Consider the following 15,115-nt stretch of genomic DNA (forward strand, 5'->3'; position numbering starts at 1 on the left):
CTCCGCGACACCCCCACGGGTGACGGAGTTTTCCCCAGGAGGTGACCTCTCCACAGGCTCGGGCAGGGGTTCTTGGCCCGGTCCACGATGAAACCGGCTTCGGGAGCGGAGCCGGTTTCGGAGAAGGCGCGGAAAGGGGAGACGCATGAACGACACGATGGTGACGCTCGTCGGGAACGTCGCGACGGCCGTGGAGTACCGGGACACGGCGACGGGTGGGGTGGCCCGGTTCCGCTTCGCGGTGACCGCGCGCCGCTGGGACCGGGAGCGCGGCACCTGGACGGACGGACGCACCAGCTTCTACACGGTGTTCGCCTGGCGGGCACTCGGCGCGAACCTGGCCGCCTCGGTCTCGGTGGGCGAACCGCTGGTGGTGCACGGCCGATTGCGGGTGCGCGAGGAGGACCTGGAGGAGGGTCGGCCGGACGGCCGCCGCAGGACCTTCGTGGACATCGACGCGCTGGCCGTGGGTCACGATCTGACGCGCGGTACGGCGGCGTTCCGCCGGGTGGTGAAAGGTGAGCCCCGTCTGACGGAACGCCAGGCGAACGGGGGTGCGGAGAGCGACCCGTGGGAGACGGCGGAGGTGGGGGCGGAGGCGGAGGCCCAGGTGAGGGCACAAGTGGAGGGAGGGACTCCGCGTGTATGGGAGCCCGTGTCCTGACCTCGAGTTGGGGGATTTGTCGATACTGCGACCAGCGCTTCTTCGTGAATCGGACCCCGGACATAACGATTCCGAGTCGGAATGGTTATCAGACCGTATGAACGGGCACTCGGGTCTTCCCTCTCCCTAGGATTCGCGGGTACTCATACGGGACTTGAGTCGGCACATGCGCCATGTGAGCCGCTTGGGTCTTTTGAGTCAACTGGGTCAGTGAGTCTGCTGGCGAAGCGCTCCCCCCACGTGTCGCGACCGACGATGCGGAGCAGCTCGCCCGGAGGGGAAATTCATGTTTTCTGTTCGGAGGCGCGGCGTTGCCCGCCTTGCCGCCGCGACCGTGGTCTCCGGCCTCGTCGCTGCGGGTGCCATAGCCATCGCGGGACCGGCTGCCGCTGACGAGGGCGCCGACGGCACCGGCGGCGCGACCGCCACGCTGGGCAAGCTCACCGTCTTCGACACGGTCAAGATCAAGGGCCAGGGCAAGGTCTCCGCCGGCCTGTTCGAGATGCAGGTGACGCCCGGCGGTTCGCTGCAGACGTACTGCATCGACCTGTACACCGGCGCGAAGACCGGCCAGGAGTACAAGGAAGTCGGCTGGGACCAGTCCTCCCTGCACGACAACAAGAACGCCGGCAAGATCCGCTGGATCCTGCAGAACTCCTACCCGCAGGTGGACAAGCTCGACGAGCTGGCCAAGAAGGTCGGCGCGAAGAACCTGACCAAGGAGACCGCCGCCGCCGCCACCCAGGCCGCGATCTGGCACTTCTCGGACAACGTTGACGCCGAGCCGGTCAACAAGGACGCGAAGAAGCTCACCGAGTACCTGGAGAAGAACGCCGAGAACCTGACGGAGCCCAAGCCCTCCCTCAGCCTCTCCCCGGCCTCCGTCGCCGGTAAGTCGGGCGAGCGCCTCGGCCCGATCACGGTCGACACCAACGCCGCCTCGGCCGCCGTCTCCCTCGCGCCGGGCGCGCCCGCGGGCGTCAAGCTCGTGGACAAGGACGGCAAGGTCGTCTCCAACGTCTCCAACGGCAGCCAGGTCTTCTTCGACGTTCCGGCCGGCACGCCCGACGGCGCCGCCGAGCTGACGATCAAGGCCGACACGACGGTCCCGATCGGCCGCGCGTTCGTCTCCACCAAGGTCAAGAGCCAGACTCTGATCCTGGCGGGCACCAGCACCTCCAGCGTCACGGCGAAGGCCACCGCCACCTGGGCGAAGAAGGGCGCGATCCCGGCCGTCACGGCCGAGAAGAACTGCGCCAAGGGCGGCCTGGACGTCACGGCCTCCAACGAGGGTGACGAGGACTTCACCTTCGAGCTCAAGGGCAAGACGGTCACCATCGGCGCCGGCAAGTCGCAGACGGTGACGATCCCGCTGGCCGAGGACGAGGCCTACGACTTCACGATCACCGGCCCGAACGGCTTCGAGAAGAACTTCAAGGGCGTTCTCGACTGCAAGACGGCCACCCCGGGCCCGCTCCCGTCGGAGACCCCGTCGACCGAGCCGTCCCCGACCACGCCGGCCACCACCACGGGCGGCTCCACCACCGGCTCCACGACCGGCGGCGGCGACCTGGCCGAGACCGGTAGCTCCAACGCCACCCCGATGATCGCCGGCATCGCCGCGCTCCTCGTGGTCCTCGGCGGCGGCGCGGTCTTCTTCCTCCGTAAGAAGAAGACGGCCGGCCAGTAGTACCCGAAGCAGTACCCGCCTCACGGCACCCACCGGCCCCGGTGCGCGACTCGCGCGCCGGGGCCGGTGTCGTGCCGCCGCGACGGCCCGCAGGGGCGAGGGGCCCGGGGCCAAGGGGGAAGATCGCAAGATGACCGACCAACCGAGCAGTGGCGCAGTCCGGCGCAGCCCGGCCCTGTGGCTGCTTCTCACCGCGGCCTGCTGCTGCGGGCTGTTCCTCGTATTCGTCATGGGCGCGCTCGCAGGGGGCCTCGATGTCAGAGAATCCTGCGGCCTGGCAGGCCAGGACTACGACGAGGCGTACCGGGCCGAGCACTGGCAGGAGCCGAGCCGCCCGTTTCCGCTGCACAACAAGTGCAACGCCTCCTTCGACCTCGTTCCCGCCTGGATCAACCCGACCCTCGTGTGCCTGACCGTCGCTGCCGGGGCCTGTGCGATCACGGGCATGGTGACGGCCCGGGCCCGGACGAGCGCGCGGAAGGCAGCGGTGACCGGCGGCGACCGTCGGTGACAGGCCCAGGTCGTTCGTACAGTGGCGCGCTCCCTATCACCCGGCCCATGGCTCGACGACTGGAAGCGTGCCCCTCCCGTGCCCGATCGAGCAGGGAACCTCGGGGAATACCGGGACGATCACGGTGCGCGGACACGGAAGCGGCCCCCGACCAAGTTGGCTGGTCAGGGGCCGTTCACCTGCGGTGGGGGTGGGATTGAACCCGCGGCGACATCGCTGCCACGACGGTTTTCAAGACCACTCAGTCCCCGATGAACCAAAGGTAACGGTGTGTTCCACTCTGAACGACCTGGCACAACTCCCGAGCCTGGCCCACCCACTCACCGCCGTGTGCTTCGGGAAGTCGATCAAGCTCTGCCAGCAGCAACGGCACCTGCCGCTTATTGAAGATGGCATCCCCGTAGGGATCCAAGGCCCACAGCATCGGGAAGTTCACCGGGTCCAGAGCAGGAAAGAGGTCCGTCCACTCCAGTCCGACCTGGGCACGAGCTATGGGTTTTCCCAGGTCTCCACGCACGTTGATGTTGATCACGAGCCGACCGTACTGGCAGTTCGGCACGTCCGCAGCGAGGTTTCCCGCATAAGAAGACCAACCGCAGTGAGTGTCCGTCTGCGTGACAACGCAGACGAACACCGGCGAACGAGTGCGGACGCCTGCGGGCCATCAGCGCAGGTGAGTGGCACAGCAACCTAAGGAGGCGCCCCCACCCGAGTTGCTTCGGGACGAAGAGGCCGCCGTGCCATATCCGTGCCAGATCGTGCGGGGAGTCACGGGGAACGAGGGGCGTCTACGGAGTCTGCGCAGTGGGCCGACCAGCACCACAACCGTGCGGGTCGGGCGCGGGCAGGCCCTCCGTCTCTCCTAAGGCGGTGGCTTCCTGACCAGCGGCTTCGGCCAGCCGGCGCAGGCCACTAGTGCGCTGCCGTCCTCGGTGAGGAAGAGCAGGGTGGTCCATGTCCGATCGGCGGCATCGATCAGCCCTGTGCGCACGGGCTGGCCATGTTCGCGGATGAGCTGCACTGCTCGTTCCAGCCCAAGAGGTTCGAGTCCGTGCATCCGCATGCGCTGAAGTCGGCGGTTGAAGACTCCGGCATGCGCTCCTGCGGGTTGTGCCCGGTCTGCCACCGAGTAGGTGGCGCCGCTGCGGAGGGTGGCCAGAGCTATCAGGGACGCCTCGTCATCACCGGCCAACAGCGATTCCAGAACATGCCGTTCCATGGTCACCCCCGCCTGGATCCTGCAGTACAGCAGCCAGGTACGGCAATCCCAGCAACCGCCCGCGTCCGGTAGCGCTCCTCCGGGGCCTGGTAGCGGGGAATGACGTCGCTGACCGATCCGGCCGAAGCCACGGATAAGAAGGTAGTCGTGAACACTCCGTGCCCGACGGGTGGGGTGCCGGGCGCACTCAGGCACCTGCTTGTCATGGCTGCGCGGAAGGTTGGCGGCAGCCAGCCGCATGTCCAGTTCGAGTGGGCTGCTCTCCAAGGGCCAGTTGTACGGCTGCACGGCGTAGGCGATCCACGAGGCCACGTTGACGCTCCCGCTCATGCGGCTACCAAGGAGTATCCAAGGCCCCCGCGCGGCTAGTGCTCTGACCGGATAGGTACACCGGTCGCGGCTAGTGCTCTGACCGGATAGGTACACCGGCTTCCGGGTCGCCCTGCGATCATGTACGCATGGATGCGGGGGGATCTACTCATAGGCGGCGCATACCGGGCACCTCTCGGCAGCGTCGTGTCAGTGCCGCTCTTTCCGCGGTGGCGGCGTTGCTGGCCGTGCCCGCCGCGCTGGCCGTAGTGGTCGTGGTGCTGCCAGGGCTGGTAGTCGAGCGCGATCTCGGCGAGGCCAGGATCTCGGCCGCTGAGCGGCTCGCGGCTGTGAACAACGTACGCACGACGCTCGTGCAGGCGGTCGGTGGCGCTGTCGTCCTCTTCGGCGCGTACGCCACCTGGCGGCAGTTGAGGGTCAACCAGGAGGGGCTGAACGCCACCCGGGAGGGACACATCACCGACCGCTTCAGCCGGGCGGTCGACCAGCTCGGCAGCGAGAAGACGGACGTGCGGATCGGCGGCCTCTACGCACTGTGGCGGATCGCGGACCATTCGGCTCACGACCGGGAGGCGGTCATCTCGATCAAGGCCGCGTTCCTCCGGACTCACCTGCCATGGCCCCCGCAAGCGCAAGACTCGCCGGCGGCGGAAGCCTCGATCAACTCCGTGCCTCCGCTGGAGACACGTGCCCCGGATGCCCAGGTGGCGCTCACCGGCCTCGGAGTCCTGTGCCAGGAACGCCAGCCCGACTGGCTCAACGTCAGCTATACCGACCTGCGTCGGGCCGACTGCGACGGACTGTGGCTGCACCACATCAACTTCGACGGCGCCTGCCTGGAAGCTGCGAGCATCTACCAGGTCAACCTGACCAAGGCATCGCTGATCGCGGCCAACATGCGACACGTGGAGCTCGGGACGTCGATTCTCCACCAGAGCCGCTGTATCGAAGCCGACCTGCGCGGTGCTCGCATGGTCAGGGCCGACCTCCGCGAGGCTGACTTCTCGGGTGCCGACCTGCGGGAGGCGAATCTGCGCAAGGCGCGGGGCCATGGCGCCAAGTTCACCGGCGCGGATCTGAGACTGGCTGACCTCCGAGGAAGCGACCTCACCAGTGCCGACCTGACACGGGCGAAGCTGGAGGGTGCGCTGGCAAGCGACGTCACCATCTGGCCGACAGGCTTCGACATCCAGGCGGCAGGCGTCGTCATGGTCGAGGACCCCGGCGCCGAGCCGAGCATCCTGCTGCAAGCCGCCGCGCTCGCGAGGAACGTCCCACCCCTGCATTCGGACTGATGCTTCAACCGAGGTAGTCCGTCAGGCGGATGCACTGAGGGGTCGTCCGCCCCAGCGGATGCCTTTCTCGCTGCGGGCGCGTTCGCGTCGTGTGGTCGATGCCCTTGCGGCGGCGGTTGACGCCCCACATCTGGTCGTCGCCGACCGAGTAGCAGCCGTGGAAGTAGGTGATTCCGTGGGTGCGGCGATACGTGGCCGGCAGTCGGCGGGACGGGTTTCCTCGGCCTAGCAGGAACCGGCTTGGGCGGATGCCCAGCGGGCCGAATTCGTCGAAGGCGAACGTTCGGTCGGGCCGCTCGTTGATCGCGTACTCGATCCGCTCCAGCTGGGCATCGAATTCTGCATCCGGGGACTCTTTCCAGGTTTTCGTGCGCTGGAAGGAGATCCCCCGGCGGGCCAGTAGGCACCGCAGGGCCTCGCGGCCTATCCGGATCGGGCGGGCGATGTTGCGCCGTAGGTGATCGGCGAGCTTGCGGATCGACCAGTGCGTGAAAGGCCTGCCGACCTGGGGCGGCCGGGTGGTGGCCGTCTGGACGACGGAGTCCTCATCGTCACCACTGAGCAGGCGGTGGCGGCCTCCCGCCCACTGAGGGTTCAGGCATGCGAGTCCGATCTCGTTTCTCGTTGAAGCGGTGGATCGCGTCGCGGACTGTGTCCTCGTCCGCCTGGACCAGACGCGCGATGACGGGGACCGTGCTGCCGCCGGCCGAGGCCATCAGCATCATCGCCCGCCGAAACCGCACCGAGCTGGTACTGCCCCGCCGCACGATCCTCTGGAGCTTCTGCCCCTCCTGCTCGGTCAGCCTGCGAACCCTGACCGGTTGCGCCATCCCGCCTCCCCATGCTGGTTGGAAGCGCCGTCACTTCCAACCAGCGCAACGATCAACCCGGCAAAGGTTCGCGGTCACAGCACCAGCCGTCTCATTCACAGGACGTTCCGGGTGGTGCGCGTCTCCATGGGACAGGCGGCATCCCTGCGACGTCTAGTAGGTCCGAGTCGAGCCCTCCCGGGCCGTCTGTGGGCCGTGCGAAGGGGCTCAAGGGCGACCAGGGGCGACCAACAGTGACAGATCGGCTACCGGAGTGATCCGCTAACCCGCAGGTCAGCGGGTCCCTCGCCTACTGGTTCGCCCCCAGGGGTGGCGGTCAGGCAAGATGGGGTGTATCTGCCCACTCACTCTTTGCCGGACGGTTTCTCTTGGCTGAGTACATCTACACGATGCGCAAGACGCGCAAGGCGCACGGCGACAAGGTCATCCTCGATGACGTGACGCTGAGCTTCCTGCCCGGTGCGAAGATCGGTGTGGTCGGCCCGAACGGTGCCGGTAAGTCCACCGTCCTCAAGATCATGGCCGGTCTTGAGCAGCCGTCCAACGGTGACGCCTTCCTGTCGCCCGGCTACACCGTCGGCATGCTCCTCCAGGAGCCGCCGCTCGACGAGTCCAAGACGGTCCTCCAGAACGTCCAGGACGGCGCCGCCGAGATCATGGGGAAGCTTCACCGCTTCAACGAGGTCGCCGAGCTCATGGCGACCGACTACTCGGACGCGCTCATGGAGGAGATGGGCAAGCTCCAGGAGGACCTGGACCACGCCAACGCCTGGGACCTCGACGCGCAGCTCGAGCAGGCCATGGACGCGCTGGGCTGCCCGCCCGGCGACTGGCCCGTCACCAACCTCTCCGGTGGAGAGAAGCGCCGCGTCGCGCTCTGCAAGCTCCTCCTCGAGGCGCCCGACCTGCTCCTCCTCGACGAGCCCACCAACCACCTGGACGCCGAGTCCGTGCAGTGGCTGGAGCAGCACCTCGCCAAGTACCCCGGCACCGTCGTCGCCGTCACCCACGACCGGTACTTCCTCGACAACGTGGCCCAGTGGATCCTGGAGCTCGACCGTGGTCGCGCCCACCCCTACGAGGGCAACTACTCCACCTACCTGGAGAACAAGGCCACCCGCCTCAAGGTCGAGGGCCAGAAGGACGCCAAGCGTGCGAAGCGTCTGAAGGAAGAGCTCGAGTGGGTGCGGTCGAACGCCAAGGGGCGTCAGGCCAAGTCCAAGGCCCGTCTCGCTCGCTACGAGGAGATGGCCGCCGAGGCCGACAAGATGCGGAAGCTGGACTTCGAGGAGATCCAGATCCCGCCGGGCCCGCGCCTGGGCTCCATCGTCGTCGAGGTCAACAACCTCTCCAAGGCCTTCGGCGACAAGGTTCTCATCGACGACCTCAGCTTCACGCTGCCCCGTAACGGCATCGTCGGTGTCATCGGCCCGAACGGCGCCGGCAAGACCACGCTCTTCAAGATGATCCAGGGTCTGGAGACCCCGGACTCCGGCGACATCAAGGTCGGCGAGACCGTCAAGATCTCGTACGTCGACCAGAGCCGCGCCAACATCGACCCCAAGAAGACGCTGTGGGCCGTCGTCTCCGACGAGCTGGACTACATCAACGTCGGCCAGGTCGAGATGCCGTCCCGCGCCTACGTGTCCGCGTTCGGCTTCAAGGGCCCGGACCAGCAGAAGCCGGCCGGCGTGCTCTCCGGCGGTGAGCGCAACCGCCTCAACCTCGCGCTCACCCTCAAGCAGGGCGGCAACCTGCTGCTCCTCGACGAGCCGACCAACGACCTCGACGTCGAGACCCTCTCCTCGCTCGAGAACGCGCTCCTGGAGTTCCCGGGTGCGGCCGTGGTCGTCTCCCACGACCGCTGGTTCCTCGACCGAGTCGCGACGCACATCCTCGCGTACGAGGGTGAGTCGAAGTGGTACTGGTTCGAGGGCAACTTCGAGTCCTACGAGAAGAACAAGATCGAGCGTCTCGGTGCGGACGCGGCCCGTCCGCACCGCGCCACGTACAAGAAGCTGACCCGAGGCTGAGCGTGCGTCACATCTACAGCTGTCCCCTGCGCTGGTCGGACATGGACGCCTTCGGGCACGTCAACAACGTCGTCTTCCTGCGGTATCTGGAAGAGGCGCGGATCGACTTCATGTTCCGGCTGGCGCCGGGCGACGGTTCGCCGTCGTTCTCCGGCGGGTCCGTCGTGGCCCGGCACGAGATCGACTACGTACGGCCGTTGGTCCACCGGCACGCGCCGGTGACCATCGAGTCGTGGGTCACGAAGATAGGCGCGGCGTCCCTGACGATCGCGTACGAGATCAAGGACCCGGAAGTGACGTACGTGCGGGCCTCCACGATCGTCGTCCCCTTCGACCTGGAGGCCCAGCGGCCGCGTCGTATCTCCGCCGAGGAGCGCTCGTTCCTCGAGGAGTACATGGACGACGGGATGACTGCCGCCGCATGATCGCGCCGCTGCACTTCGCCGATGCCAGGGAGGCGGCGGACCTCGCCGCCTTCCTGGCCCGGCTGATCCATTACGACCGCGCCGCCGCCGTCCGCCTCCAGGCGGGAGGCGGGGCGCTCGCCGTGTTCGGTCGGCCGCCGTCGTTCGAGGTGCTGGCCATCCGCACGGCGCGGCTGGTCGACGAGGTGGAGCTGGACGTCACGGTGTCGGCCGGTGAACTCCTCGAAGGCATCGAGGAATCGGCCGGCAAGGCCGTCGTCCCCGACACCGTCACCGGACCGCCGTGGACCGGTGTTCTGCCGCCGAGGGGCGGCTGGGAACCGGTGACCGGAGTGCCCGGAGTCGTGGCACTGCGCGGCGCGGTGGCAGCCGCGGTCTCCGAATTCCGGGCGCGGGACGAGGAGTTGCCCGAGGAGCGCCGGACGCGGGCCGAGCGGGACCGGATCGGCCGCGAGATCTGGTCGCGGACGGTCGCGGACACCGGGCTTCCGCTGCGGGCCGTGCACGCGGCGCAGTCCCTCGGTTTCCTGCCCCCGCACGAGGCCCCGGTGGCGCTCCTCGCCTCGGGGCCCTGGCTGCGGCTGCGGACTCCGTACGGCTCGATAGCCCTGCGTACGGTCCCGATGTCGCTGACGGTCGCCCCTGCCCCACGGCACAGGCACTGACCTTCAGGCAAGCCGAGTGAGCCCTCCGGATGGTCGGCGCCGTACGGTCGCGACACCGACGGCCAGGGCCCAGTAGACGATCAGGGCCGCGGTCAGGGCGGTGTTCCCCCAGCCGACCGCGCTGTAGAAGTCGGCCGCGTCCGTCCCGAAGAACAGGGACGGTACGAACGCCACGTTGACCGCCGCGACGGCGTAGGCGCTCCACCCGGCCCAGCGCGGCAGGACGCCACTGCGCAGGATCGCGTACCCGGCGGCCACCAGCAGGACCGCCGTCAGAAGCCTGGCCACCGATCCGTGCAACAGCATGTTCGCGTGGGCCAGCGGCCCGTCGACGGTGGGGTCCAGCGTCCCGTCGGGACGCTGGAGAACGGTCCCCGCCTCGATCGACGCCGCGACCAGCGTGACGGTGACGTACGCCGTGCCCGCGCCGAAGACGAGGCTCGCCGGCCACTCGAAGGCCGGGCCCGCGCCGCGGATCAGATGGCGCAACCCCGTCAGGAAGACCAACAGGGCTCCGCACGTCAGGATGTTCAGCAGGATCCTGGCGAGGACGTTCGAGGCTGGCGGTGCTCCGGAGTACACGAAGTACAGTGGCACGCCGACAGCGGCCAGCAGGCCGGCGGCGATGCCGCAGGCACCCATCGTCCGTCGTATCCGTAGGTCGTCCATGGTGGTTCCTTCCTCGGTCGATCACTCGGTCGATCACTCGGTCGATCAGGGGTCAGGCGGGTCGGTGGGGTGCGGCCGCGGCCTCGATGCCGTCGAGCAGCCGCGCGATCCCGTGGCGGACGATCGGGGTGACGTCGCCGTCCTCGTCCTCGTCGAGCCCCTCCTCGCCAGCGAGCGAGCAGAGGAGGGGGAAGCGCTCCGGGTCGAGCCGTCGGGCCAGCACCTCGCCGTACGCGGCGGCGCTCTCGGGATCGAGCTCGGTGGCCACCCGCGCCAGGTCGCGTACGGCGCCGGAGACGAAGGTGGCGAGCGGGATCAGTTCCTCGCGTGGCAGGCCCGCGCGGTGGAGGGGCTTCAGGAGCGCCTCGAACCAGGCCAGTTCGTTCGGGCCGACCGGTGCGCTCGACGTCGGGACCCGCAGCATCCACGGGTGGCGCAGATAGAGGCCCCACAGTGACGCCACCCATGCCTCGATCTCGGCACGCCACCCGGCCGGGGGAGACGGGGGCGCCGGCGGACGGCCGGTCGCGAAGTCGTTCATCGCCGCGATCAGTTGATCCTTGCCGGGGATGTGCCGGTAGAGGGCCATGGCCGTGCAGCCGAGCTCCGTCGCGACGCGTTGCATCGAGAGCGCGGCCAGTCCCTCGGCGTCGGCGGCGACCACGGCGGCGTCCACGATCCTCCGGACGCTGAGCCGGGGGCGGTCCTCGGGCTGCTCCTCCGTGTCGGCGCGCCACAGGAGGTCCGCGACCGCGCTCAGGTCGTGGGGCGTGGCGGGACGGCCGCTCCGGTCTTCGCGCGTCATGGGCACTCCACTCCAGCCGCTCGTGTTTACGCGATAAACTTAGCGTACGTCATAAACGGAAGCGCATGCCAGTCATACGTGGCACAGCCGACCAGGGGCGAGCCCCCCCCCCGCGGACCAGGGAGGCGATGGCCCCCGCGCTCCAGGGGGGACGAGAGCCGCCCCCGCACACCAGGGCGGCGAGAGCCCCCGCGCTCCAGGGGGGGGACGAGAGCCGCCCCCCGCGGACCCCGTCAGCCCTCCGCGTCGTCCGGACCCGTTCCGTCCGTGTCGTCCGGGCCCTTGCCGTCCGGCCACACCCCGATGTGGTCCTGTTCCAGCTCCAGCATCACGCGGTGCTCCATGCCCAGCGTCTCCGTGTACTCCGCCGGCAGCTGCAGCCGCCCCGCGCGGTCGAGCATCGCGTACTCGCGCGCCACCAGGGATTCCTGGCCCTCCGCGTCGACCTCCGTACGGCGCAGGACCTCCGAGGAGGTGCGGCCGTCGCGGATGGCGACCGTGCGGCGGACCTCGGAGGCGACCGCCTGGTCGTGGGTGACGATCACGATCGTCGTGCCCAGCTCCTCGTTGGCGCGACGGAAGGCCGCGAAGACCTGCTCGCCCGTCGCCGAGTCCAGCTCGCCGGTCGGCTCGTCCGCCAGCAGCACCGAGGGGGAGTTGGCCAGCGCGACCGCGATCGCGACCCGCTGCTGCTGGCCGCCGGACATCTGGTGCGGGCGCCGGTCCCGGCAGTCCGCGATGTCCAGCATCGCGAGCAACTCCTCCGCCCGCTCGCCCTTCCGCCGCGACCGGCCGCCGCCGCGCAGCTGCATCGGCAGAGCCACGTTCTGCGCTGCCGTCAGATACGGGAGGAGGTTGCGCGCCGTCTGCTGCCAGACGAAGCCCACCACGTCCCGCCGGTACCGCAGCCGCGCCTTCGCGTCCATGGCCAGCAGATCGCAGCCCGCGACCTTCGCCGCCCCGGCCGTCGGCACGTCCAGGCCCGCCAGGATGTTCATCAGGGTCGACTTGCCGCTGCCGGACGCGCCGACCAGAGCCATCAACTCGCCCTCCTTCACCAGGAGATCGAGCCCCTGGAGCGCCTGCACCTCCACCCCGTCCGTGGTGAAGATCCGTACGAGCCGGTCGCAGGCGATCAGGGCGTCGTGCCCGTACGAGGGCCGGTCGCGGTGCGCGGTCGCCCGCTGTTCCAGCTCCGCAAGGCTGATGTCGGTCATCGTGCGTCTCCTGCCCTGAGTTCCTTGATCGAGCCTGTGCGCGCCGACCACCACGCCTGAAGGGCGGCCGCCACCCCTGTCAGGACCACCACTCCCAGCGCGGGCAGCCCCAGCGACCACGGGTCCGCCCGCAGGGTCGCGCCGTCGAGGACGGCGAACCCCGGCGCCGCCGCCAGGGAGAGCCGGACCAGATCCACACCAGGCCCCAGCAGCAGGATCGTCGCCCAGCCGACGAACGTGCCGCCGACCGCGGCGAGCAAGGCCTGCGGCAGCGCCTCGAGCCCGAGGAGCCGCCGGCCCTGCCGCCGGGTCAGTCCCATGGTCCGCAGCCGGGCCAGAAGCGTGGCCCGCTCCGGCGCGGACTGCATCAGCGACAGCAGAACGGCGAGCACCGCGTAGCCTGCGCCCGCGCCGATCGCCGCCAGATAGATCCGCTCGGCGCCCGACTGCATCGGCGAGTCCACATAGGTGGCCCGCCGTTCGGTCCTCAGCACCACCGAGAAGTTCGGGGACTTCGCCGCGACCGCGGCCCGCAGCGCCTTGCCGTCGACCGAAGGGCCGGACGCCAGCAGCGCGGTGTCCGCCCGGTTCGTCAGGTCGGCGGCGTTGACCAGCAGGAAGTCCCCGCCGGGCAGCGCCGGGGTGGCGGCCCGTACCGCCACGATCCGCACCTTGAACTCACCCGCCGCCGCCGTCACGCTCTGCGGCTCGCCACCGAGCCGCGCCGCGACCGCCGGGGAGGCGATCGCCGGCAGAACCCGGTCGTGGTCGATCCGGCCGCCCGTACCGGTGGACTTCAGCAGACCGGCGGGGAAGGGCCCGAAGCCGGTCTGCCGGGCCAGCCGGGTGTACGACTCGGGTTCCACGCCCACCAGGGGCGCGGACCGCGCCCCTGGTGGCCGGCCCGTCCCGGCCGGCAGCAGCAGGCCGTACTCGATCTGGACCGCGGCCACGTCCCGTACCCCCGCCGACCCACGCACCGCCGTCGCCAGTCCGGCCGGCAGCGGCATCCCGTCGGTGTTCCCCGAGACCCGTGCGTCCGCGCCCGTCTCCAGGAGCGCGGCCCGGTCGCGGGCGTCGGCGACCCCGGCGAGCACCGAGCCGCCGAACGCGGCCGTCGTCAGCGCCACCAGCAGCGCGAGCAGCGGCAGCGCGCCGGTCGCCGAGGAGCGCCCGGCCCGGGCGAGCGACAGATATCCGACCGCCCCGCGCAGCCTGCGCGCCGGGTGGGCCGCCCACCGCAGCGGCAAGGGATACAGCCGTACGAGCACCAGTGCGGCGATCAGCGCGACCAGCACCGGCGCCGAGCTGACGAGATAGTCCCCGGAATCGTCCGTACCGCGTCGGCGCAGCGCCACCACCGCGCCGACGGCCAGGACGAGCACGGTGAGTTCGGCGACCGTACGGCCCCGGGAGGGCCGGGCGTCCACCAGGTCCTGGCGGCTGCCGTGCGTGAGCGGCCTGCGGTGCAGGAACAGCGCGCGCAGCGGCAGCGCCAACGTGGCCAGGAGCGCGACCGCGCCCGCCGCGGCCAGGGCAGGCAGGAATCGGGCGTCGGGGAAGACGACCGTCGCGAGCAGCAGAGCGAGCCCGGCGGCGGGCAGGGCGAGGACGGCCGTCTCGCCGAGCAGCCGGACGCCGATACCCGCGAGCGAGCCGCCGCGCGAGCGCAGCAACGCCAGCTCGGCGGAGCGCCGGGCCGCGAACAGCCCCCCGGTCAGTGCGAGGACGACAGCCGCGACCGCGCCGATGCCGAACGTGGCGACGGCGACGACCGGGGCGATCGCCGTACGCATCCCGCGGTAGGCGCCGACGACCTCGTCGAGGTCGGTGCCGACCGCGCCGTTCCGGCCGATCGCCTCCCGGACCTGCACCAGGCCGGGACCGCCGGACATGGAGGCGACGGCCTCGCCGAGCCGGGGCGTGTCCTGCGCGGTGAGATGGCCGGAGGCGGGCGCGAGGCGCCAGTAGAGCTCCGGTTCACCGCTGCCCGAAAGGAGCACGGGGCCGGCGGCGGGCGGGAGCAGCAGCGCGGCCTGCCAGTAGAACTGTTTGCCGTCGCCGCGCGGGACGACGGCGTACACCGGGGACCGCAGCAGCGGTTCGACGGACCAGTAGGCGCCCCCGGGCCGGATGGGGTCCACGATGCCGGTGATGGTGACGGCGAGCGGGGTCGAGGAGAACTTGGCCGGCACGTGCACCACCGAACCGACCTTCAGTCGCAGCGACTTCGCCGTCGCCGTGGTGACGGCCGCCTCGCTCGTGCCCTTGGTCGCGTCGGCCTGCGCGGGCAGCCGGCCCTCCCGTACCGTCGCGTGCTCGGCGAGCCCGGACGGTGTGGCCATCGTGAGCTCGGGGGGTATCCCGAACGGCTGGGGAAGCCAGGGGTCGAGCCCGGTGACCCGCTTCGTGGTCCGTACCCCGTGCACCGACTCCCGGGGATCGGCGCGCAGCGGCTGCGGCAGCAGCTCCTCCAGCGCGGCGCGGTCCTTGGCCAGCCGATCGGGCTCGATGCCGCCTTCCGCGGGCACCCGAGGAAGGAGGGTCGTGATGTCGAGGACCGACGTGGCGGGCGCGGCCGTGGCGATGTGGTGCCGCAGGCCCTCGGTCTCGTACCTGTCGACGGTCCGGGGGAGGGCGGCGGCGAGGAAGGCGGTGACCAGGACGAGGAGCGCGAAGGCCCATGCCGTCCCCGGTGCGGTCCGCAGCCGGGTCCGCACCCAGGGAGCCACGGCGCGGGCGGGCTTGCGGGGCATGTCGGA

The 15,115-nt window shown here is 70.1% G+C and carries 13 protein-coding genes and 1 pseudogene; 7 read left to right on the forward strand and 7 right to left on the reverse strand.

Annotated features, from left to right (window positions below):
• Positions 1–145: 145 nt before the first annotated feature.
• The 3 genes from ACZ561_RS07175 (at position 146) to ACZ561_RS07185 (ending at position 2,865) form a co-directional block, all read left to right on the forward strand.
• Positions 146–664: a single-stranded DNA-binding protein gene (locus tag ACZ561_RS07175; protein ID WP_470990646.1), complete on the forward strand. Its 519-nt coding sequence runs from the start codon at positions 146–148 to the stop codon at positions 662–664.
• 286 nt (positions 665–950) lie between these two features.
• Entirely contained in the window at positions 951–2,354 is a 1,404-nt protein-coding gene (locus tag ACZ561_RS07180) for a Cys-Gln thioester bond-forming surface protein (RefSeq protein WP_470990648.1), read from the forward strand.
• A gap of 130 nt (positions 2,355–2,484) precedes the next feature.
• Complete coding sequence (locus ACZ561_RS07185; RefSeq protein ID WP_470990650.1) at positions 2,485–2,865, forward strand: hypothetical protein; 381 nt, start codon at positions 2,485–2,487, stop codon at positions 2,863–2,865.
• 241 nt (positions 2,866–3,106) lie between these two features.
• Here ACZ561_RS07185 and ACZ561_RS07190 read toward each other — a convergent pair whose 3' ends face one another.
• Together ACZ561_RS07190 and ACZ561_RS07195 are read right to left on the reverse strand one after the other, a co-directional pair.
• Positions 3,107–3,397, reverse strand: coding sequence for a hypothetical protein (locus ACZ561_RS07190; RefSeq protein WP_470990652.1), 291 nt, complete (start codon positions 3,395–3,397; stop codon positions 3,107–3,109).
• Positions 3,398–3,727: 330 nt separating this feature from the next.
• On the reverse strand, positions 3,728–4,396 hold the full coding sequence (locus ACZ561_RS07195) for a hypothetical protein (protein ID WP_470990654.1): 669 nt from the start codon (positions 4,394–4,396) through the stop codon (positions 3,728–3,730).
• A 227-nt stretch (positions 4,397–4,623) separates the two neighbouring features.
• Here ACZ561_RS07195 and ACZ561_RS07200 point away from each other — a divergent pair, with 227 nt between their 5' ends.
• A complete protein-coding gene (locus ACZ561_RS07200) occupies positions 4,624–5,709 on the forward strand; it encodes a pentapeptide repeat-containing protein (protein WP_470990656.1) in 1,086 nt (361 codons plus the stop codon).
• 88 nt (positions 5,710–5,797) lie between these two features.
• Here the strand turns inward: ACZ561_RS07200 and ACZ561_RS07205 are convergent.
• Positions 5,798–6,539 (reverse strand): annotated as a pseudogene (locus tag ACZ561_RS07205) (helix-turn-helix domain-containing protein); the annotation flags it as partial.
• 368 nt (positions 6,540–6,907) lie between these two features.
• On the opposite strand from ACZ561_RS07205, the gene ettA reads away from it, so the two are divergent.
• From ettA to ACZ561_RS07220, 3 genes are read left to right on the forward strand one after another with little or no spacing between them, the layout of a single operon-like run.
• Positions 6,908–8,572 (forward strand): energy-dependent translational throttle protein EttA, encoded by a 1,665-nt coding sequence (gene ettA / locus ACZ561_RS07210; RefSeq protein WP_470990658.1) that lies wholly within the window; start codon positions 6,908–6,910, stop codon positions 8,570–8,572.
• Between the two features lie 2 nt (positions 8,573–8,574).
• Entirely contained in the window at positions 8,575–8,997 is a 423-nt protein-coding gene (locus tag ACZ561_RS07215; protein ID WP_329120466.1) for an acyl-CoA thioesterase, read from the forward strand.
• A complete protein-coding gene (locus ACZ561_RS07220) occupies positions 8,994–9,662 on the forward strand; it encodes a DUF8010 domain-containing protein (RefSeq protein ID WP_470990660.1) in 669 nt (222 codons plus the stop codon). Before ACZ561_RS07215 ends, ACZ561_RS07220 begins: the two co-directional genes overlap by 4 nt.
• 3 nt (positions 9,663–9,665) lie before the next feature.
• On the opposite strand, the gene ACZ561_RS07225 is transcribed toward ACZ561_RS07220, so the two are convergent.
• The 4 genes from ACZ561_RS07225 to ACZ561_RS07240 form a co-directional block, all read right to left on the reverse strand.
• Positions 9,666–10,331, reverse strand: a complete 666-nt coding sequence (locus tag ACZ561_RS07225) for a hypothetical protein (protein WP_470990662.1) — start codon at positions 10,329–10,331, stop codon at positions 9,666–9,668.
• 52 nt (positions 10,332–10,383) lie between these two features.
• On the reverse strand, positions 10,384–11,136 hold the full coding sequence (locus ACZ561_RS07230) for a TetR/AcrR family transcriptional regulator (protein ID WP_470990664.1): 753 nt from the start codon (positions 11,134–11,136) through the stop codon (positions 10,384–10,386).
• Between the two features lie 233 nt (positions 11,137–11,369).
• The gene (locus ACZ561_RS07235) at positions 11,370–12,353 is read right to left on the reverse strand and encodes an ABC transporter ATP-binding protein (RefSeq protein ID WP_470990666.1); all 984 of its coding nucleotides are present in this window, start codon (positions 12,351–12,353) and stop codon (positions 11,370–11,372) included.
• Positions 12,350–15,109 (reverse strand): FtsX-like permease family protein, encoded by a 2,760-nt coding sequence (locus ACZ561_RS07240; protein WP_470990669.1) that lies wholly within the window; start codon positions 15,107–15,109, stop codon positions 12,350–12,352. The genes ACZ561_RS07235 and ACZ561_RS07240 overlap by 4 nt, the downstream gene beginning before the upstream one ends.
• Positions 15,110–15,115 lie beyond the last annotated feature (6 nt).

The sequence above is a fragment of the Streptomyces sp. NPDC039609 genome, from assembly GCF_055596705.1.